Raw genomic sequence first — 17957 nt, forward strand, 5'->3', positions numbered from 1 at the left:
CACGGCCCCCTAACGGTCGGCGCCGGGCTCGGCGGCGCGCAGCGCACCGAGATTGTCCGACTCGGCGGCCCGGTACGCGGCCGCCGTGTCGGCGAACCTGCCGCCCACCGAGGCGAGCCGGTCCGGCAGCGTGCCCAGGTGTTCCAGCACCGCCTGGGCGTGCGGCAGGTGTCCCTCGGCGAAGCTGCTGCCCACCTCGTCCGCGCCCCAGCAGCCGTCCAGCCGCTGCAACGTCCGCCGCAGCCCGGCGACGATCTCCCCGGCCCGGTCGGCGTGCCGCGCGAACTCCGCGCCGTGCCGCTCCAGCCGGTCACTGTCCGCGTGGAAACCCCCGCCGGTCACGCCGCATCCGTCCCTTCCGCGAGTTCCTGCCCGGCCCCGGTCACGGCCGCTCTCCCCGCCGCATGGGGCCCTGCAACCAGGACTGCTGTTCGAAGCTGGGTTCGTCGTCCGCCTCGGCGGGCGCTGGCCGGGCCGGTGGCACGATCTCCTCGCCGACGAGGTCGGCCCGCCCGCGCAGCAGCGCCTCCGGGTCCGTCTCCGCCGGGAGCACGTCCGCGAGCGCGCGGTGGGCGCGCTCGGCGGCCCGTGCCGCCGCGGCGTTCGCGGTGCGCACCACCAGCCCGGCCAGCTCGGCGGGGCGGTGGCGCTGGTACGCGGCGTCGGCGATGGTCAGGCCGGTGAGCGTGCCCTGCGGACCGACCGTCGCGGTCACCAGGCCGTCGTCACTGGTCACGGATTCGCTGATGGAGGCAAGGGTCCGGTGTACCGAGGCGAGCTGCTCCCGGCTACGCCGGTAGTCCGCGAGCAGTTCCTCCACCTGGGCCCGGTGGTCGGTCGTCACGGCCACCTCCGGTGTTCCTGGTCGCCGGCATGGTCGTCGGTGCCCGCGTGCCCGGCCGGGACGGTGGCGTCCCGGCACGGCGGCGGTCCTCCGTTGGACGATCGGCGGGCACCCCCGGTTCCCCGCCCCGGCGGATTCGTGCCGATCATCGGCGGGCTACTGATGGACCAACGTGCCGGTGCCGGCGCCGGTAACGGTCGTGTCAGGATCGGGACGTGCCGACAATCGCCTTCGAGGACCTCACCCCCGGCCGGATCATCGACCTCGGCGGGGTGAAGGTCGACCGGGAGGAGATGCTCGCGTTCGCCCGGCGGTTCGACCCGCAGCCGTTCCACCTCGACGAGGAGGCCGGCCGCCGGTCCGTACTGGGGGGCCTGGCCGCGTCCGGCTGGTTCACCGCCTCGCTGTGGATGCGGGCGTACGTGGACCACGTGCTGGCCGGCTCCACCTCGCAGGGTTCCCCCGGCGGCCGGGAGTTCGCCTGGCCCGCCCCGGTCTACCCCGACGACGTGCTGCACTGCCGCCTCGAGGTGCTCGCCGCCCGGCGCTCGCGCAGCCGTCCCCGGCTGGGCCTGGTGGACATCACCGGCACCGCGCACCGGCGGGATCCGGACGTCGAGGGCGGCGAGGAATGCGTGCTGCGGCTCACTTTCACCGGCTTCTTCGGCACCCGAGACTGATCGCGCTCGCCGCACGAGTCGCGCCACCGACTCGGCCACCGCTTCACCGCCCGCATCCCGGGAAAACGTCGATGCCCTGCAGGTAGCGGGCGCGGTCCTCACCGGCCAGTTCGCCCGAAACCGTCGTAACCCCCGTCGGGCATGCCGCGTCACCGCCCTCCCACCGACCGCGCTGATCATCCTGGGAGGTGATCCACGTCGACGGCCGGGTTTCGCGGGAGGTCAGCCGCTGAGCGCGCGGACGACGCGGGACGGGCTGGGCCGGCCGAGCCGCGTGGCCATCCAGGCGCTGGTCCCGACCAGCACGTCCAGGTCGACGCCGTGCCGGATGCCCAGCCCGTCCAGCATCCAGACCAGGTCCTCGGTGGCCAGGTTGCCGGTGGCCGACTCGGCGTACGGGCAGCCGCCCAGGCCGCCCGCCGATGAGTCCACTGTGGACACACCGGCGCGCAGCGCGGTGAGCGTGTTGGCCAGCGCCTGCCCGTAGGTGTCGTGGAAGTGCACGGCGAGCGCGTCGACCGGGACACCGGCGTCGCGGAAGGCGGCGAGCACGGCCTGCACCTGGCCGGCGGTGGCCACGCCGATGGTGTCGCCGAGGGAGAGCTGGGCGCAGCCCATGTCCAGCAGCCGCCGGCCGACCGCGACCACCTGCTCGGCGGGCACCGCGCCCTCCCACGGGTCGCCGAAGCACATCGACAGGTAGCCGCGCACGTCCAGGCCCTCGGCCCTGGCCCGGCCCACCACCGGCTCGAACATGGCGAACTGCTCGTCCAGGCCGCGGTTGAGGTTGCGCCGGGCGAAGCTCTCCGTCGCGCTGCCGAACACCGCGATGTGCCGCACGCCCGCGGCGAGCGCCCGGCCCAGCCCGCGCTCGTTGGGCACCAGCACCGGGTAGCGCACGCCGTCGCGGCGGCGCAGCCCGGCGAGCAGTTCCTCGGCGTCGGCAAGCTGCGGCACCCACTTCGGGTGCACGAAGCTGGTCGCCTCGAGCACCCGCAGCCCGGCGTCCGCCAGCCGGTCCAGGAACTCCAGCTTGATCTCGACCGGCACCACCGACGACTCGTTCTGCAGCCCGTCCCGCGGCCCCACCTCCCAGATGGTGACCTCGCGGGGCAGGTCCTCGCGGCTTTCCACCACGGTGGGCAGGCCGACCTCGCGGGCGCCCATCAGCGATCCCCTCCCTCCGCGACTCCACGCGCGCCAGACATGGTCAGCGACCGGCCCCTCGCCGGGCTCCCGGGTGGAAGTCGTCGTCCGGGTCGTCGTTGACCTCCCGGTACAGCAGCGAGTGCACCCGTTCCACCCGGGGGATGTCGTGGAACTCCAGCGGCTCGTCGGAGGCCGACTCGATGACCAGGGTGCCGCAGCCGAGCATCCGGTCCATCAGCCCGTGCCGGAACTCCACGCTGTTGATCCGGGACATCGGGATGTCGATGCCCCGCCGGGAGAACACGCCCTCCCGTGACATCACCCGGTGCGTGGTGACCACGAAGTGGGTGGTCCGCCAGCGCAGCAGCGCACCGAGGGTGAACCGGCCGACCAGCAGCAGGCACACCACCGCGATCGCGATCCAGGCGATCTGGTGCCAGGAGTACCGGCTGGCCAGCGCGGCCAGGAAGGCGCCGGCGGCGACCACGACCAGGAAGGCCAGCACCGGGCCAAGCAGCATCTTCCAGTGCGGATGCTTGTGGATCACGACATGCTCGTCCTCGCCGAGCAGGTCGTCCGGGTACGCCACGGTCCCTCCTCTTTCCGCGACATCGCGCGCCACCCCGATCGCGGGCCTGCCGGCCACGACCGCTCCGGTACGCCCGATGGTGGCTTTACCGTACCGGGCAAGGACATTCCGTGGGTCGGCTTACGAACTCACCCGACCGGGCGTACGTGCACCACGTCCCCGGCAGACACCGGGATGATCGCGCCGCTGCCGGAGCGGACCAGCAGCCGGCCCTCCTCGTCGACGTCCTGCGCGGCGCCGAGCACCTCGCCGCCGGCGGGAAGCTGCACCCGAACCTGCTCGCCGAGGGTGCCGCAGACGCGGCGGTAGGCGTCCAGCAGCCCGGAGGCCACCGGGTCGCCGGCGTGCTCCCGCCACCGCGACTCCCACGCGGCCAGCCCGGTCAGCAGCGCGATCGCCAGTTCGGTGCGGTCGGTGCGGGCGGCTCCCTCGGCGGCCAGCGAGGTGGCCGGAAGGCCGCCGGCACCGCTGGGCAGGTCCTCCGGACGCTGGTTCACGTTCAGCCCGACGCCCAGCACCGCGGCGGGGCCGCCGACCACCTCGGCCAGCACCCCGGCGCACTTGGCCCGGTGTTCGCCGGCGAGCAGGTCGTTCGGCCACTTCACCGCGGCGGGCACGCCGGCGGTGTCCCTGGCCAGGTCGACCAGGACGACCCCGGCCAGCAGCGGCAGCCAGCCCAGCCGGGCCGGCGGCACGCCTTCCGGCCGCAGCAGCACGCTCAGATACAGGCCCGCGCCCTGCTCCGACACCCAGGTGCGGTGCATCCGGCCGCGGCCGGCGGTCTGCCGCTCGGCGATCAGCACGGTGCGGTCCGCGGCGCCCGCGCCGGCCGCCTCGGCGAGGTCGCTGTTCGTGGACCCGGTGCTGGCCACGACGTCCAGCGCGGCGTAGGGGCCGTGCGGGGCGACCAGGCGGGCGCGCAGAGCGGCGGTGTCGAGCGGTGCGGAGGTCATCGGCTGGCAAGCCTACGGGTCCCCCGTTCCGCCGGCCGGTCGGAGCGGGAACGACCCGGCGGGACGGGGGAAGAACCGCTCCAGGTGTTCACTCAGGTACCGACACCCAACGGGCTGAAGTCCCGGATCCGCGACCGGGTGCTGGACGAGGCCGTCCCGCTGTGAGGCGAGCGACGCCGGAACGCCTGCGGGACATCATCGACCACATCGAGGAGGCCGAGCGGATCCGACCGGCTACCAGGACCGAACTGGAGTCGGACCGGCGAAGCCGAACTCGCCTTGACCGGCTGGTAGAGATCATCGGCGAGGCCGCGAACCACGTGCACCCGGCGGTCCGGGAAGCGCCCCCGAGGTGCCCTGGCGCGAAATCATCGGTATGCGGCAACCACATCGCCCACGGCTACTTCGACGTCGACCTCGGCGCGCTGTGGAACATCCTCACCAACGATCTCCGTGTGCTGCTGCCGCGGATTCGGGCGATCCTGGACGGGCTGTCCGACGACCACCCGTGATGTGGACAACGCCTCGGGTGGCAGCCGGTGAGCGGCTGGTTAGGCTGCGGCGGTATGAGCAGCGCTACCGAGCCGCTCGGCGACGTTCCGACCACCGAGCCGGACATTCACACCACCGCCGGCAAGCTCGCTGACCTGTACCGACGCAACGACGAGGCGGTACACGCCGGTTCCGCGCGCGCCGTGGAGAAGCAGCACGCCAAGGGCAAGAAGACCGCCCGGGAGCGGATCGACATGCTGCTCGACCCCGGCTCGTTCGTCGAACTCGACGAGCTGGCGCGGCACCGGTCGACCAACTTCGGCCTGGACCGCAACCGGCCGTACGGCGACGGCGTGGTGACCGGGTACGGCACCATCGACGGCCGCCCGGTATGCGTGTTCAGCCAGGACGTCACCGTCTTCGGCGGCGCGCTCGGCGAGGTCTACGGGGAGAAGATCGTCAAGGTGATGGACCTGGCGATCAAGACCGGCCGGCCGATCATCGGCATCAACGAGGGCGGCGGCGCCCGCATCCAGGAGGGTGTGGCCTCGCTGGCCGCGTACGGGGAGATCTTCACCCGCAACGTACGCGCCTCCGGGGTGGTCCCGCAGATCTCGCTGATCATGGGCGCGTGCGCGGGTGGCCACGTCTACTCACCGGCACTCACCGACTTCATCGTCATGGTCGACCAGACCTCCCAGATGTTCATCACCGGGCCGGACGTGATCAAGACGGTGACCGGCGAGGACGTCGGCCTGGACGAGCTGGGCGGCGCCCGGACGCACAACACCAAGTCGGGCAACGCGCACTACATGGCCGCCGACGAGGAGGACGCCCTCTCCTACGTCAAGGAGCTGCTGTCCTTCCTGCCGTCCAACAACCTCTCCGACCCGCCGCTGTTCGCCGGTGAGGACACCGGCGAGGGCTCCGTCGCGGACACGATCAACGACTCCGACCGGGAACTGGACACGCTGATCCCGGACTCGGCGAACCAGCCGTACGACATGCACGAGGTGATCACCCGCGTGCTGGACGACGGCGAGTTCCTCGAGGTGCACGAACTCTTCGCGCCGAACATCATCGTCGGGTTCGGCCGGGTCGAGGGGCAGAGCGTCGGCGTGGTGGCCAACCAGCCCACCCAGTTCGCCGGCACGCTGGACATCGACGCCAGCGAGAAGGCCGCCCGGTTCGTGCGGACCTGCGACGCGTTCAACATCCCGGTGCTCACCTTCGTCGACGTACCGGGCTTCCTGCCGGGTACCGACCAGGAGTGGAACGGGATCATCCGGCGCGGCGCCAAGCTGATCTACGCCTACGCCGAGGCCACCGTGCCGCTGGTCACCGTCATCACCCGGAAGGCGTACGGCGGGGCGTACGACGTGATGGGGTCCAAGCACCTCGGCGCGGACATCAACCTGGCCTGGCCGACCGCGCAGATCGCGGTGATGGGTGCCCAGGGCGCGGCGAACATCGTGTACCGCCGGCAGCTCAACGAGGCCGCCGAGCGGGGCGAGGACGTCGAGGCGCTGCGCGCCAAGCTCCAGGCGGAGTACGAGGACGCGCTGTACAACCCGTACGTGGCCGCGGAGCGCGGGTACATCGACTCGGTGATCCCGCCGTCCTACACCCGCGGCTACGTGGCCCGCTCGCTGCGCATGCTGCGCGACAAGCGGGACAGCCTGCCGCCGAAGAAGCACGGCAACATCCCGCTCTGACGACAGCGTGGGTTCGGTGGGCCCGGCGCCGGTCGGGCCCACCGGGGCGCGGACCGCGAGACGGAGGACCAAGGTGGACGAGCAGGTCGAGCAGCCGGCGCGGCCGCTGCTGCGGGTGGTCCGTGGCACGCCGGACGACGCCGAGATGGCCGCTCTTACCGCGGTGATCGCCGGGCTGGCGGCCCGGGGCTCCGGCGCCGAGGAACCGCCGCCGCGGCGCTCGCTGTGGTCGCGGCCGGCCGACCGGATGCGCCGCCCGCTGCACGAGGTGGCGGGCTTCCGCGGCCAGGGCGCGTGGCGGGCGTCCTTCCTGCCGCGCTGATCCGCGCGGGGTTCGCGGCCGCCACAGAGCGCGTGACCGTGCGTTCGCGGTATTCGCAGACCACCTGACGAGGGGCTCAGCCGGCCGGGTCGGACCGGTCGGCGGGCGCCTGTTCGGCGGGCGGGCAGGCGGTTCGCCGGCTGGCCACGTCGTCGGCCGCGGCGCCGGTGATCCGCACCTCGCGGCAGCGCACCTGCTCCGGCCGCGCCGGGTCGTCGGCGTCATGGACCCGCAGACGCACCCGGAGCAGCACCGTGCCGTCGCTGGCCGTGGGCCGCCGGACCTCCGCGGCCAGCACGTCCACGCCGCTGCGCCCGACCGCCGCCGGCACTCCGGACAGGTCGCCGCGCCGCCGCGCCTCGTCCCGCGCCGCCGACACGGCCAGCGCCAACTGCCGGTCCTCGTCGCCGTCCCAGCCGTCCGCGAACGGCCGCACCGCCGCGTGGTACGCCACCGGGTCGCTCGCCACCACCCGCCCGACCAGCAGCAGCCCACCGAGCGAGCCGAGCACCGCGAGAACCACCAGGATCCGGCGACGGGTCACGCTCCGGTCGGCGGACTCGGCGACGACCAGCGCCCACCTCTGCACCTCATCAGCCTGCTCGCCGCGGCGGCGCGGCGCATGAGTAGATCTACGCCATTCCCCGGGTACATCCGACGATCGGACCTGCCGCCCGGACCAGCGGATCTCCTACCGTGCGAGCTGATCATCATCCCGCCCCGCTGGAGGTGCCGGATGGGGACGCTCGCCCGCCGGCCGCTGCTGGCCCTGCTCGTGCTGGCCGCCCTGGTGACCCCGGTGACCCCGGTGGCCGCGCAGGCCGGCCCGCCCCCGTTCGAGGTGCGGGACGGCGTCACCCAGCCGATCTTCGACTTCGCCGCCGCGATCCGCGAGACGACCTGGGTGGACACCGGCATGGACGGCGACGCCGACGGCCGGCCGGACCGGGTGGCGGTGGACGTCGTGCGGCCGGCCGAACCGGCGCGGCGCGGCCAGCGGGTGCCGGTGATCATGGACGCCAGCCCGTACTACTCGTGCTGCGGGCGCGGCAACGAGAACCAGGTCAAGACCTACGACGCGGCCGGGCGACCGGTGGGCTTCCCGCTGTTCTACGACAACTACTTCGTGCCGCGCGGGTACGCCGTCGCGCTGGTCGACCTGGCCGGCACGAACCGCTCGCAGGGCTGCGTGGACGTGGGCGGACCGTCCGACGTGGCCTCGGCGCGCGCCGTGGTGGACTGGCTTTCCGGCCGGCGGCCCGGCTACGACGCGCCCACCGGCGGGCGCACGTCGTCCGCCACCTGGTCGACCGGCGCGGTCGGCATGATCGGCAAGTCCTACGACGGCAGCATCGCCAACGGCGTGGCGGCCACCGGCGTGGCCGGGTTGCGCACCATCGTGCCGATTTCGGCGATCGGTTCCTGGTACGACTACTTCAACGGGGACGGGGTGTCCTTCGGCGCCGACCCGGTGGACCTGGCCCGGCTGGTCGAGGAGCACGGCGGCCGGCCGGCGTGCGCGGGCGCGAACAGCGGGCTGGCCACTGCGGCGCCGGAGAACGGCGACTACACGGCGTTCTGGGCGGACCGCGACTACCTGCGCGGCGCGGCGAACGTGCGGGCCAGCGTGTTCGCCGTGCACGGGCTCGGCGACGACAACGTCAAACCGATCAACGTCGGCCGGTGGTGGGACGCGCTGGCCCGCGCCGGGGTGCCGCGCCGGCTGTGGTTGTCCCAGACCGGCCACGTCGACCCGTTCGACTACCGCCGCGGCCAGTGGGTCGCCACCCTGCACCGGTGGTTCGACCACTGGCTGCTCGGCGTGGCCAACGGCGTCGAGCGGGAGCCGCAGGCCAGTGTGGAGCGTCGCCCGGACGCGTGGGTGGACGAGCCGGTGTGGCCGCCGGTTGGCACCCACGCGGTCACGCTGCACCCGGAACCGGGCGCCACCCCGGGCCTGGGCGTGCTCGGCACCGCGCCCGCCGCCCCGGGGACCACGGAGGCGTTCACCGACGCCGCCGGGCAGGACGCGCGCGCGTGGGCCGCCGCGCCGGGCAAGCCGTCGGCCGCCCGGGTGCTGTTCGACACCGGCCCGCTCGCCCACGACCTGCGGCTGGCCGGCACCGGATCGGTCACCCTCACCGTGACGCCGGCCACGCCGACCGCGCACCTCGCCGCGGTGCTGGTCGACTACGGGCCGGCGACGGTCCGCGACGACACGGCACCGGGCGAGGGCATCCGCACCCTGGGCACCCGCTCCTGCTGGGGCGCGAGCCGCCCCGGGGACAGCGCCTGCTACCTGGACACCGCCGCCGTCACGGCGGACGTCGACCGCCAGGTGTTCGCGCGCGGCTGGGCCGACCTGGGGCACCACGACTCACCGGCGCGGGGCGAGCCGCTCACGCCCGGCCGGGCGTACCCGATGACCTTCCGGCTGTCCACCACGGACCACGTGGTGCCGGCCGGCCATCACCTGGTGCTGATCGTGGGCGGCACGGACAGCGGCACCACCGTGCCGCCGAGCCGGCCCGGCCGGCTGCGGTTGGACCTCGCCGGCTCGCTGGTCCGGCTGCCCGTGGTGGTGGGGCCCCGGCCCGGTGGCCGCGGGCTGTCCTAGGCTCGCCGACCGTGCGTCTGGTGCTCGCTTCGGCCTCACCCGCCCGGCTGGCGGTGCTGCGCGCCGCCGGCGTGGAACCCGTCGTGCGCGTCTCCGGTGTCGACGAGGACGCGGTGGCCGCCGCGCTCACCGACCCGTCGCCCGCCGACCTGGTCACCGAACTGGCCAAGGCCAAGGCGCTCGCCGTCGCCGACGCGGTGCACGGCGAGTATCCCGACGCCGTGGTGGTCGGTTGCGATTCGATGCTGATCACCGACGGCCCCACCGGCCGGGAGGTGGTCGGCAAGCCGGGCACCGTGGAGCGGGCCAGGGACCGGTGGCTGGCCATGGCCGGCGGCACCGGCGAACTGATCACCGGGCACGCGGTGGTGCGGCTGGCCGGCGGTACGCCGGCCAAGGTGGCGCAGGGCGTCGAGGGCACCGTGGTGCGGTTCGGCCGGATCACCGCGCACGAGCTGGACGCGTACCTGGCCAGCGGCGAGCCGCTGAACGTGGCCGGCGGGTTCACCCTGGACGGGCTGGGCGGCTGGTTCGTGGACGGGATCGACGGCGACCCGTCCAGCGTGATCGGCATCAGCCTGCCGCTGACCCGGCGGCTGCTCGGCGAGATCGGGGTGAGCGTGGTGGACCTCTGGTCCCGAGGGGCCTGACCCGGCGCGGAGTGCCCGCCGGCCGGCGCAGCGGCACCCGCCGCGCGGCGGGCCCGGTCCGGCGACAAGTTACCGATGAGTTGGCAGGCTCACATCGATCGTGAGCTTGCTCTCGGTTCGTGCCGGCCCGCGGGTCCGTAGACTCCCCGACAACCAGCGATTGTCCGCTCGCGCGGGCTGCGCACGAGTCGCACGAGGAGGTATGGGTCGTGCCCGAGCCGGCCACCGACATCAGCCCTGCGCCGCTGCGTAAGGTGCTCATCGCCAACCGCGGGGAGATCGCCGTCCGGGTGGTCCGCGCCTGCCGCGACGCCGGGTTGGCCAGCGTGGCGGTCTACGCCGACCCGGACCGGGATGCCCCGTTCGTGCGCCTTGCCGACGAGGCATTCGGGCTGGGCGGGTCGACGCCAGGCGAGAGCTACCTGGTGATCGACAAGCTCATCGACGCGGCGCGCCGGTCCGGCGCGGACGCGGTGCATCCCGGCTACGGCTTCCTGTCCGAGAACGCCGACTTCGCCCAGGCGGTGATCGACGCGGGGCTGACCTGGATCGGCCCGAGCCCGCAGTCCATCCGCGACCTGGGTGACAAGGTGACCGCCCGGCACATCGCGTTGCGCGCGGGCGCGCCGCTGGCCCCGGGCACCAAGGACCCGGTGTCCGGCCCCGACGAGGTGGTCGCCTTCGCCGAGGAGTACGGCCTGCCGGTGGCGATCAAGGCCGCGTTCGGCGGTGGCGGTCGCGGCCTGAAGGTGGCCCGCACCGTCGACGAGATCCCGGACATGTTCGACAGCGCGGTGCGCGAGGCGGTGGCCGCGTTCGGCCGCGGCGAGTGCTTCGTAGAGCGCTACCTGGACAAGCCCCGGCACGTCGAGGCCCAGGTGCTCGCGGACAAGCACGGCAACGTGATCGTGGTCGGCACCCGGGACTGCTCGCTGCAGCGGCGGCACCAGAAACTGGTCGAGGAGGCGCCCGCGCCGTTCCTCACCGACGAGCAGCGCGCCACCATCCACGCCTCGGCCAAGGCGATCTGCGCCGAGGCCGGCTACTACGGCGCGGGCACGGTGGAGTTCCTGGTCGGCGCGGACGGCACGATCTCCTTCCTGGAGGTCAACACCCGGCTGCAGGTGGAGCACCCGGTCAGCGAGGAGACCGCGGGCGTCGACCTGGTCCGCGAGCAGTTCCGGATCGCCGAGGGTCAGAAGCTGCGGTTCACCGAGGACCCGGCGCCGCGCGGCCACTCCATCGAGTTCCGGATCAACGGGGAGGACGCCGGCCGCAACTTCCTGCCCGCGCCGGGCACGGTGACGAGGTTCGTCACGCCGTCCGGTCCTGGCGTGCGGGTGGACGCCGGTGTGGAGAGCGGCACCGTGATCGGCGGCCAGTTCGACTCCTTGCTGGCCAAGCTGATCGTCACCGGGGAGACCCGCACCGAGGCGCTGGAGCGGGCGCGGCGCGCGCTGGACGAGATGGTCGTGGAGGGCATGGCCACCGTGCTGCCGTTCCACCGCCGGGTGGTCCGCGACCCCGCGTTCGTCGGCGAGGACGGGTTCGCCGTGCACACCCGGTGGATTGAGACCGAGTTCGACAACACCATCCCGCCGTTCGAGGCGGCCGCCCCGCCCGAGGAGCAGGCCGAGCAGCGGCAGACCGTGGTGGTCGAGGTCGGCGGCCGCCGCCTGGAGGTCTCGCTGCCGGCCGACCTGGCGCTCGGCGCCGGCGGCGGCGGCGCGGGCGGCCAGCAGGGCCGGCCGGCGCCGCGCAAGCGGCAGGGCAAGAGCGGCGCCGCGGTATCCGGCGACGCGCTGACCGCGCCGATGCAGGGCACCATCGTCAAGGTCGCGGTGGAGGACGGCCAGCAGGTCGAGGCCGGCGAACTGGTCGTCGTACTTGAGGCGATGAAGATGGAGAACCCGGTGACCGCGCACAAGTCCGGCACCATCACGGGGCTGGCCGCCACCCAGGGCGAGACGGTCAGCCAGGGCGCCGTGCTCTGCGAGATCAAGGACTGAGCGCTCGGCCGAGCCGGGGTTCCGGTGCCCCGGCTCGGCCGGCGGCACCGGACATCGCACCGTGGCCGCCGTACGATCGCGGCTGTGAACGATCCCCAGTCGCCGGACATCCGGATCGGTGACGCCGAGCGGGAGGAAGCGTTGCGCGCGCTCGGCGAGCACATGAGCGCCGGCCGCCTGGACATCGACGAGTACGGCGAGCGCAGCGCCCAGGTGTCGACCGCGAAGACCCGTGGCGACCTCGCCGCGCTGTTCGTCGACCTGCCCGAGCCCAGGCCCACGTTCTCCACGCCGGCCCCGGCTACCACGCCGGCCGCGCCGCCGGCCCGGCCGGCGCCTGCGGACCCGGTGCGCCGCTGGGAGCAGCGGCCGCTGGCGCAGCGCATCGGCGGCGCCGTGATGGGGGTGTCCTGGATCCTGATGATCCCGCTGTTCCTGGTCACCCATGTCTGGTGGGTGTTCCTGCTGCCCCTGGTGCTCTCCGTCGTGCTCGGGTCGTTGTGGGGCAAGGACTGGGAGAACGACCGCCGGGAGTGGCAGCGCGCCCAGCGGGAACGCCGCCGGCACCACCGGGATGACCGGTGAACTAGCAGTCACACGAAGTAGTCGGCCGCCACTTTCCGTATCCCCCGCCGCACGCGGTCCGATCAACCGGCGCTAGCGTGGACGCGTGGAACCGGTCGAGATCAACGCTGGCGCTTACTACCTGAGGCAGCTTCGCGCGGACGACCTGCTCGACGACCGGCCGGCCATCGTCGCCGCGTTCGCCGACCCGGAGACCCGCCGCTGGGTCACCGGCTACCAGATCGCCGACCTCGCCGCGGCCGGCCGCTACGTCGCGCTGCGCGCCCGGGAATGGGCCGACGACGAGCGCTACTCGTGGGCCATCGCCGAACCCGTCAGCGGGGCGCTGCTCGGCGAGGTCGGGCTGAAGGAACTGGACCTGTCCGCCGGCGAGGCAGAGGTGGCCTGCTGGACGCACCCGGAGTACCGGGGCAAGGGAATCATGGCGGAGGCACTGCAGGCGGTGCTCCGGTTCGGGTTCCACGGCCTCGACCTGCGCCAGGTGGACTACCGGCACGCCGAGGGCAACGAGGCCTCCCGCCGGGTGGCGGAGAAGAGCGGGTTCTCCTGGGTCGGCACGATCCCAGACGGAGCGATGGCCGCGGACGGCCGCCGCGACCTGCTGGTCTGGCGACTCGTGCGCGCCGGCTGAAGACGCTCCCCAGGTCGAGTGGTGGTTCGGTCACCGCACGGCCACCGTCACTTCGGGGACACGGCGGCGAGCATCTCGCCGAGCTGCCGGGCGATCTGCCGGCTGCCCGCCGGCGCGATGGTGACCCAATCGTGGCCGTCCCGCGCACGGGTGGACAGGATCACATACCGACCGCTTTCCACGTCGAACCAGGCCAGTTCCGGTGAGCGCAGCACGTGTCCGTTCCGGTCCATGGCGTAGGCGGCGAACTGGCCGACCCGCAACCGTGGTCGTCGCATGATCTCCTGGGCAACGCCGAGCTGGGCGGCGTGGGAGGCGCGGCGCGGCGCACCGCCGCGCATGAGGTTCTCGTGCGCCGGCCGCGGCATGTCGACGGCCGGCGAGATCGTGACGGAGTGACCGGCACCCGCCGGGACCTTCGGCAGCAGGCCGACCACCGCGGCAACGAGATCCACGGCCCGCAACCGGTCCAGCCGGAGCGCCCGCTCGTCCAGCACCGCGAGCACGGCCCGCTCGCCGGTCGCCCCGGCACGGGCAAGCAGCTTGCGCTCACTGGTCGTGTCGAGCAACGCGATGGCGGAGACCGCGGACCGGGACCGGGCGAGGAGCGTGAGCGCGTCCTCCACTTCCGGCTCGACGCGGCCCCGGTGGGCCAGCCGCCGCGATTCCAGATCGGCCAGCACGGCGGCGCGGATGCGGGCGCGTTCCTCGTAGGTCCGGCCGTGGTGCGGTATCTCGAACGGGAAGACGGGTCCGCCGAGTCGGAGTTGCTCCCACAGGATGTCCACGGCCGCGACGGGGAGGCTGATACTCCCGGGCGTCATTCGCCGATCACTGGCGGCACGGTCAACTGGTCGGCGCCGAAGAGGCCCTCAGGGTCGCCTTCGACCAGGTAGGACGGCCGGTGGTGCTCCGTGTCCCCGTCCCTGCCGGCACGGCCGCCGGCTCCCGCGCCACCCATACCACCGGCGCCCGCCGCGCCGCGTCCACCCGCCGCACCACCGCGCGCGGCCGCCGCCTCCTCGGCCGCCAACGCGCCGGCGCTGGCGCCCGGTCCGAAGCGGTTGCCGCCCGTGCCCGGTCGGCCAACACTCCCGCCACCGACAGCGCTCCTGCCGCCGACGCCACCAGCGGCACGTCCACGGGCCAAGCCTTCGGGCTCAGCGCCGGGCGAGAATCCACCCGGCAAGCCACCGACAAGGCCGCTGGTGAACCTGCTGTCACCGGACCCACCCGGATAGCCACCGGGGTAGCCGCCCGAGCCACCCGGATACCCCGGTGTTCCCGCGTCGGTCGGCGCCCAACCCTGGGCCGACGTCTGGTCGCCCGGCGCGGGAACGCCGAAAATGGACGCGCCACCCGAGTATGGGCCGCCCTGCGCGGAGCCTCCGGGGCCGACGACTCCGCCGGAGCGCCCGCCCGGCCCGTCCACCTGCCAGCCAGGCCAGCGACCGCCACCGCCGGTGCCCGGCCCGCCGCCACCTCCCGGTTGGCCACCTCCCGGTTGCCCACCACCGTCCTGCGGCGCGGGTGGCGCGGCAAACGCCGGCATGGTGCTGCCCGAATCGTGCAGGCTCCGCGCCATCGCCGTCATGACCTGCGCGGCCTGCTCGTGGGCCTGGTTCTTCTCGTCGAACTTCTGCTCGATCTGCGAGGCGAGCTTGGGGTAGTCGAACGGGTTCCGCTCCGTGAGCACCATGCGCAGCGCGTCGTTGACGCTGAAGTTCACCGGCTCCGGCATCGAGTTCTTCGCCGTCGACGCGGCCTCCGCCTGAACCGCCATCCGGTTGCCCATCAACTGCATTCCCTGGCCTGTCTGCCCGGTCCAGTTCCCCAGAGTCGACAAGTACCCGTGCGCGGCCTCCGCCGCCTGGCCCTGCCAACTCTGCCGGCTGCTCGCAATGGCGGTGTTGAGGTCCTGTGAGAACTGCACCATGGTGTTGCCGAGGTCGTTCCACGCCCGACCAACGTCATGCACATGGCCCGGGTCCATGTTCTCGGTGACCATCTGCTTCAACTCGGGATGGCTGAACCCGCGGTAGTCCGTACCGACCGGCGCCATCGGGTCGCGGTGCCGTATCCCGTGGTCGAGTTGCCTCTCCTGATCGGCCTCGAACTTGGCACTGTTCAGCTCGTAGCTCTCCCAGGCTCCGATCTTGCGGAGAAGACTGGGATTCCCAGGACTCCGGTTCATCTCTTCCCGAAGCCGCTGGTCCTCCTCCCCGGCATACGTCGCACGTTGGTAGGGCTGCTGCCCCCACCCCGACGGTCGAGTACTCATTTTTCTATCCCCCCGAATGATCTACGGCAACTTCGGCTCGATCGCGTTCGCAACCCGCATCGCCACATCACACGCCTTCGCCGTATCTTGGCCGGCCACAGCCGTAATCAAAGCACGCGAGGTAGCGGAAACGGCGATGGCAACATCGCAGTTGCCGGGTCCACTGCCTTCCTCAAGCTTGCGACCTTCATGGCGCCCGACCGTAATAGTCGAAAGGCGACCGCTACTGATATCGAGGTCTCCAATGCCTAACTTGTCGCTCACCGAGACGCCAAACGTGTTGCTGCCGGGAACTCGCCACATGCAACCTCGCGAATTACTGAGATCGTGACGCTGCCCGGGGCCGGTTGCTCCGAGTTGAGCCGCCTCTGAGGAGTCGATCAATCCGCAAGGATCGAGGCCTGCTACCGATTTCCCGGCCGCCGCACCAGAACTCGACGGCGAAGTCGACGCCGTAGTTTCCCCTACGAAAGTCGGACTCGGGGTCCCAGGCGCTTGCTGCGCGCAGCCCACGATCCCAATGCCCAACGTGGCAAGCACCGCGCACACGGCTGATCGAGTCGATGGTGTCCTCGTTGTCATGGTGGGCTAGGCTCCTGCCCTGTTGATGCCACGCTGGTTGCCGGTCTCGGTGTCCACGTAGTTCCGCATCGCCTGCTTGATTGCCACCTCGGCGTCAGTCAACGCCTTGTCAAACTCGCTGAGCACGTAGTCCGCCGACTGGTTGTCCCCAGTGGCGATCAGCTTGTTCCGCTGGATCATCGCCTTTGCGTCCGGACTAGTGCCCAACTTGGCGTCTTGCTTGACTTGATCAAGCTGCACCCGCATCCCGTTCAAGCCGTCCTTCATGTTGTAGATGGCCTTGAGGAGGGCTTGGCCGGCGTCGTCGGCGAGGCCGAAGCCGCCGGAGTTGGCCAGGTCAGCGAGGTTGCGCATGGCCTGCGACTGCTGGTGCACGCTGTCCAGGTTCAACTCGGGCATCGGGACCCCCTGTGGTCGATCGATCACCGTGGGGTGACGATACCAAGGGGATCATGGCAACGTCCCGCGCTTGTCCGAAGATGGCGCACCACACTCCCGCTGTGCTGCCCAGGTCACGGCACATCCTGGACACACATGGAGCTTCAAGTACGGGACTACGCCGGGTCGAACCGGCCAGCCTTGGCGGCCGTCAGGAAGCCGACCCAGCGGGTCGACTCGAAGGTCAGGATCGGTCCGGCAGGGTTCTTGGAGTCGCGGACGGCGGCCAGCCGCGCGAAGACGGCGATCTCGACGCATGCACCCTGGTTCGTGCTTCGGCTGCTCTTGCGCCACAGTGCTGCGGTCAACTCGGAATTGATCAAGGATGTGCCGCCGGGGTTGCTCACTTCTCGTACTCCTTGGTGAGGCGTCGGATGAGGGACAGGGATTCACCCGTCGGTAGCGCACATGCCCGCAAGTGATCGAAGAGAAGGTTGTAGCGAGCGACCTCGTGCGGCTTCTCCGGGTAGAGCGCACCGGTTTGCATGTTCAGGTACACGACGTCTGGATCGGCGGGCTCGGCGAAGCGGAGCAGGCTGAACGGCCCGTCGATCGCGGGGTGCGCACCCGACTCGAAGGACAGCACCTGGATGGTGATGTGAGGTTCCTCGGCCAGCGCCACGAGGCAGCGCAGTTGCTCCGCCATCACGGCTCTGCCGCCAACCACCCGGTGTAGGACTGCCTCATCCATGATCGCCCACAGGCTCAGCGGTTCCGGCCGAGAGAGGACGTCCTGGCGCTTTATCCGAAGTTCGACCCAGCGCTCGACCTCGTCGGGACGGAACTCCGGTTCGGCGGCGGCAAGGGCTGCTGCGTAGTCCCTGGTTTGCAGCAATCCGGGTATCACCTGCGGTTCGAACGTCCGCAGCGAGGATGCCGCGTCCTCAAGGCCGATGTAGTTGCGCAGCGACTCGGGGGTCACCGCGGCGTAGCTGTCCCACCATCCCTTCTGTTTGGCCTCCTTGGCGAGGGTGAGCAGCCGATCGAACTCGTCGCCCGTGACTCCGTACAACTCCAGCAGAGCCTTGACGTCGATAGGCCGGGCCGCCACCCTACTTGACTCGATATGGCCGATCTTGGAGCGTTATTCAGGCCGGCTTGATCACCTCAAAGTAGGGCAACGGCCCCGATCAGGTAAGATCGTTTTCCTCCCACAGAACACGACTTACAGGCGGGGCCGTTGCGTTACCAGTCTACTACAGGACTTGCTGCCGACCAGATCGAGGAGCTTGTTGCTCGCATTTGGCAGATCGTCTCCTGTAATAAAAAGCAAGTCTGGCCTCCGGTGGTGGGACTGTATCGCGCTGTCGTACTCACCTTGGTATACGTCCGGCAGAATCTGAACCAGGCGGCTGTGGGCGACCTGTTCGGAGTCAGCCAGTCGACCGTATCGAGAGTTTATCGATCCATACTTCCGCTG

At 71.8% G+C, this 17957-nt stretch carries 22 protein-coding genes; 10 read left to right on the forward strand and 12 right to left on the reverse strand.

Annotated features, from left to right (window positions below):
• Window positions 1-9: 9 nt before the first annotated feature.
• A complete protein-coding gene (locus FFT21_RS14745) occupies window positions 10-342 on the reverse strand; it encodes a hypothetical protein (RefSeq protein ID WP_137814423.1) in 333 nt (110 codons plus the stop codon).
• Window positions 343-382: 40 nt separating this feature from the next.
• Window positions 383-844: a YbaB/EbfC family nucleoid-associated protein gene (locus tag FFT21_RS14750; RefSeq protein WP_137814424.1), complete on the reverse strand. Its 462-nt coding sequence runs from the start codon at window positions 842-844 to the stop codon at window positions 383-385.
• Window positions 845-1059: 215 nt separating this feature from the next.
• Here FFT21_RS14750 and FFT21_RS14755 point away from each other — a divergent pair, with 215 nt between their 5' ends.
• Entirely contained in the window at window positions 1060-1524 is a 465-nt protein-coding gene (locus FFT21_RS14755; RefSeq protein WP_137814425.1) for a MaoC/PaaZ C-terminal domain-containing protein, read from the forward strand.
• Between the two features lie 222 nt (window positions 1525-1746).
• Here the strand turns inward: FFT21_RS14755 and FFT21_RS14760 are convergent, their stop codons facing one another.
• From FFT21_RS14760 to FFT21_RS14770, 3 genes are all read right to left on the reverse strand, one after another.
• Complete coding sequence (locus tag FFT21_RS14760; RefSeq protein ID WP_137814426.1) at window positions 1747-2691, reverse strand: hydroxymethylglutaryl-CoA lyase; 945 nt, start codon at window positions 2689-2691, stop codon at window positions 1747-1749.
• Between the two features lie 43 nt (window positions 2692-2734).
• Window positions 2735-3262: a PH domain-containing protein gene (locus FFT21_RS14765; RefSeq protein WP_137814427.1), complete on the reverse strand. Its 528-nt coding sequence runs from the start codon at window positions 3260-3262 to the stop codon at window positions 2735-2737.
• A gap of 128 nt (window positions 3263-3390) precedes the next feature.
• The gene (locus FFT21_RS14770; RefSeq protein WP_137814428.1) at window positions 3391-4215 is read right to left on the reverse strand and encodes a biotin--[acetyl-CoA-carboxylase] ligase; all 825 of its coding nucleotides are present in this window, start codon (window positions 4213-4215) and stop codon (window positions 3391-3393) included.
• 161 nt (window positions 4216-4376) lie between these two features.
• Here FFT21_RS14770 and FFT21_RS14775 point away from each other — a divergent pair, with 161 nt between their 5' ends.
• The 3 genes from FFT21_RS14775 to FFT21_RS14785 all read left to right on the forward strand — a co-directional run bounded on the left by FFT21_RS14775 (window position 4377) and on the right by FFT21_RS14785 (window position 6744).
• Entirely contained in the window at window positions 4377-4727 is a 351-nt protein-coding gene (locus FFT21_RS14775; RefSeq protein WP_192909546.1) for a HepT-like ribonuclease domain-containing protein, read from the forward strand.
• A gap of 54 nt (window positions 4728-4781) precedes the next feature.
• The gene (locus tag FFT21_RS14780; protein ID WP_137814430.1) at window positions 4782-6422 is read left to right on the forward strand and encodes an acyl-CoA carboxylase subunit beta; all 1641 of its coding nucleotides are present in this window, start codon (window positions 4782-4784) and stop codon (window positions 6420-6422) included.
• A gap of 145 nt (window positions 6423-6567) precedes the next feature.
• Window positions 6568-6744, forward strand: a complete 177-nt coding sequence (locus FFT21_RS14785; RefSeq protein WP_137814459.1) for an acyl-CoA carboxylase subunit epsilon — start codon at window positions 6568-6570, stop codon at window positions 6742-6744.
• 76 nt (window positions 6745-6820) lie between these two features.
• Here FFT21_RS14785 and FFT21_RS14790 read toward each other — a convergent pair whose 3' ends face one another.
• The gene (locus FFT21_RS14790; RefSeq protein WP_137814431.1) at window positions 6821-7333 is read right to left on the reverse strand and encodes a hypothetical protein; all 513 of its coding nucleotides are present in this window, start codon (window positions 7331-7333) and stop codon (window positions 6821-6823) included.
• A gap of 147 nt (window positions 7334-7480) precedes the next feature.
• Here FFT21_RS14790 and FFT21_RS14795 point away from each other — a divergent pair, with 147 nt between their 5' ends.
• The 5 genes from FFT21_RS14795 to FFT21_RS14815 all read left to right on the forward strand — a co-directional run bounded on the left by FFT21_RS14795 (window position 7481) and on the right by FFT21_RS14815 (window position 13236).
• Window positions 7481-9361 carry a Xaa-Pro dipeptidyl-peptidase gene (locus tag FFT21_RS14795; RefSeq protein ID WP_137814432.1) on the forward strand — a complete coding sequence of 627 codons (1881 nt, stop codon included), beginning with the start codon at window positions 7481-7483 and terminating at the stop codon, window positions 9359-9361.
• Window positions 9362-9372: 11 nt separating this feature from the next.
• The gene (locus tag FFT21_RS14800; protein WP_137814433.1) at window positions 9373-10011 is read left to right on the forward strand and encodes a Maf family protein; all 639 of its coding nucleotides are present in this window, start codon (window positions 9373-9375) and stop codon (window positions 10009-10011) included.
• 209 nt (window positions 10012-10220) lie between these two features.
• Window positions 10221-12020: an acetyl/propionyl/methylcrotonyl-CoA carboxylase subunit alpha gene (locus FFT21_RS14805; RefSeq protein ID WP_137814434.1), complete on the forward strand. Its 1800-nt coding sequence runs from the start codon at window positions 10221-10223 to the stop codon at window positions 12018-12020.
• 84 nt (window positions 12021-12104) lie between these two features.
• Window positions 12105-12605 (forward strand): DUF1707 SHOCT-like domain-containing protein, encoded by a 501-nt coding sequence (locus FFT21_RS14810; protein ID WP_137814435.1) that lies wholly within the window; start codon window positions 12105-12107, stop codon window positions 12603-12605.
• 85 nt (window positions 12606-12690) lie between these two features.
• Window positions 12691-13236, forward strand: coding sequence for a GNAT family N-acetyltransferase (locus tag FFT21_RS14815; RefSeq protein ID WP_137814436.1), 546 nt, complete (start codon window positions 12691-12693; stop codon window positions 13234-13236).
• A gap of 47 nt (window positions 13237-13283) precedes the next feature.
• On the opposite strand, the gene FFT21_RS14820 is transcribed toward FFT21_RS14815, so the two are convergent.
• From FFT21_RS14820 to FFT21_RS14845, 6 genes are all read right to left on the reverse strand, one after another.
• The gene (locus FFT21_RS14820; protein WP_137814437.1) at window positions 13284-14060 is read right to left on the reverse strand and encodes an ESX secretion-associated protein EspG; all 777 of its coding nucleotides are present in this window, start codon (window positions 14058-14060) and stop codon (window positions 13284-13286) included.
• Window positions 14057-15298, reverse strand: coding sequence for a WXG100 family type VII secretion target (locus FFT21_RS14825; protein WP_192909547.1), 1242 nt, complete (start codon window positions 15296-15298; stop codon window positions 14057-14059). The genes FFT21_RS14820 and FFT21_RS14825 overlap by 4 nt, the downstream gene beginning before the upstream one ends.
• A 240-nt stretch (window positions 15299-15538) precedes the next feature.
• Complete coding sequence (locus FFT21_RS14830; protein ID WP_137814439.1) at window positions 15539-16099, reverse strand: DUF3558 domain-containing protein; 561 nt, start codon at window positions 16097-16099, stop codon at window positions 15539-15541.
• A 6-nt stretch (window positions 16100-16105) separates the two neighbouring features.
• Complete coding sequence (locus FFT21_RS14835) at window positions 16106-16498, reverse strand: hypothetical protein (protein WP_137814440.1); 393 nt, start codon at window positions 16496-16498, stop codon at window positions 16106-16108.
• A 155-nt stretch (window positions 16499-16653) separates the two neighbouring features.
• Window positions 16654-16884, reverse strand: a complete 231-nt coding sequence (locus tag FFT21_RS14840) for a DUF397 domain-containing protein (protein WP_225978423.1) — start codon at window positions 16882-16884, stop codon at window positions 16654-16656.
• Window positions 16881-17588 (reverse strand): DUF5753 domain-containing protein, encoded by a 708-nt coding sequence (locus FFT21_RS14845; RefSeq protein WP_137814441.1) that lies wholly within the window; start codon window positions 17586-17588, stop codon window positions 16881-16883. Before FFT21_RS14845 ends, FFT21_RS14840 begins: the two co-directional genes overlap by 4 nt.
• Before the next feature lie 129 nt (window positions 17589-17717).
• On the opposite strand from FFT21_RS14845, the gene FFT21_RS14850 reads away from it, so the two are divergent.
• Window positions 17718-17957, forward strand: a 240-nt coding sequence (locus FFT21_RS14850) for a helix-turn-helix domain-containing protein (RefSeq protein ID WP_137811991.1), incomplete at its 3' end; no start/stop codon positions are given.

It is taken from the genome of Gandjariella thermophila, from assembly GCF_005405885.1.
GTDB classification, from domain to species: domain Bacteria; phylum Actinomycetota; class Actinomycetes; order Mycobacteriales; family Pseudonocardiaceae; genus Gandjariella; species Gandjariella thermophila.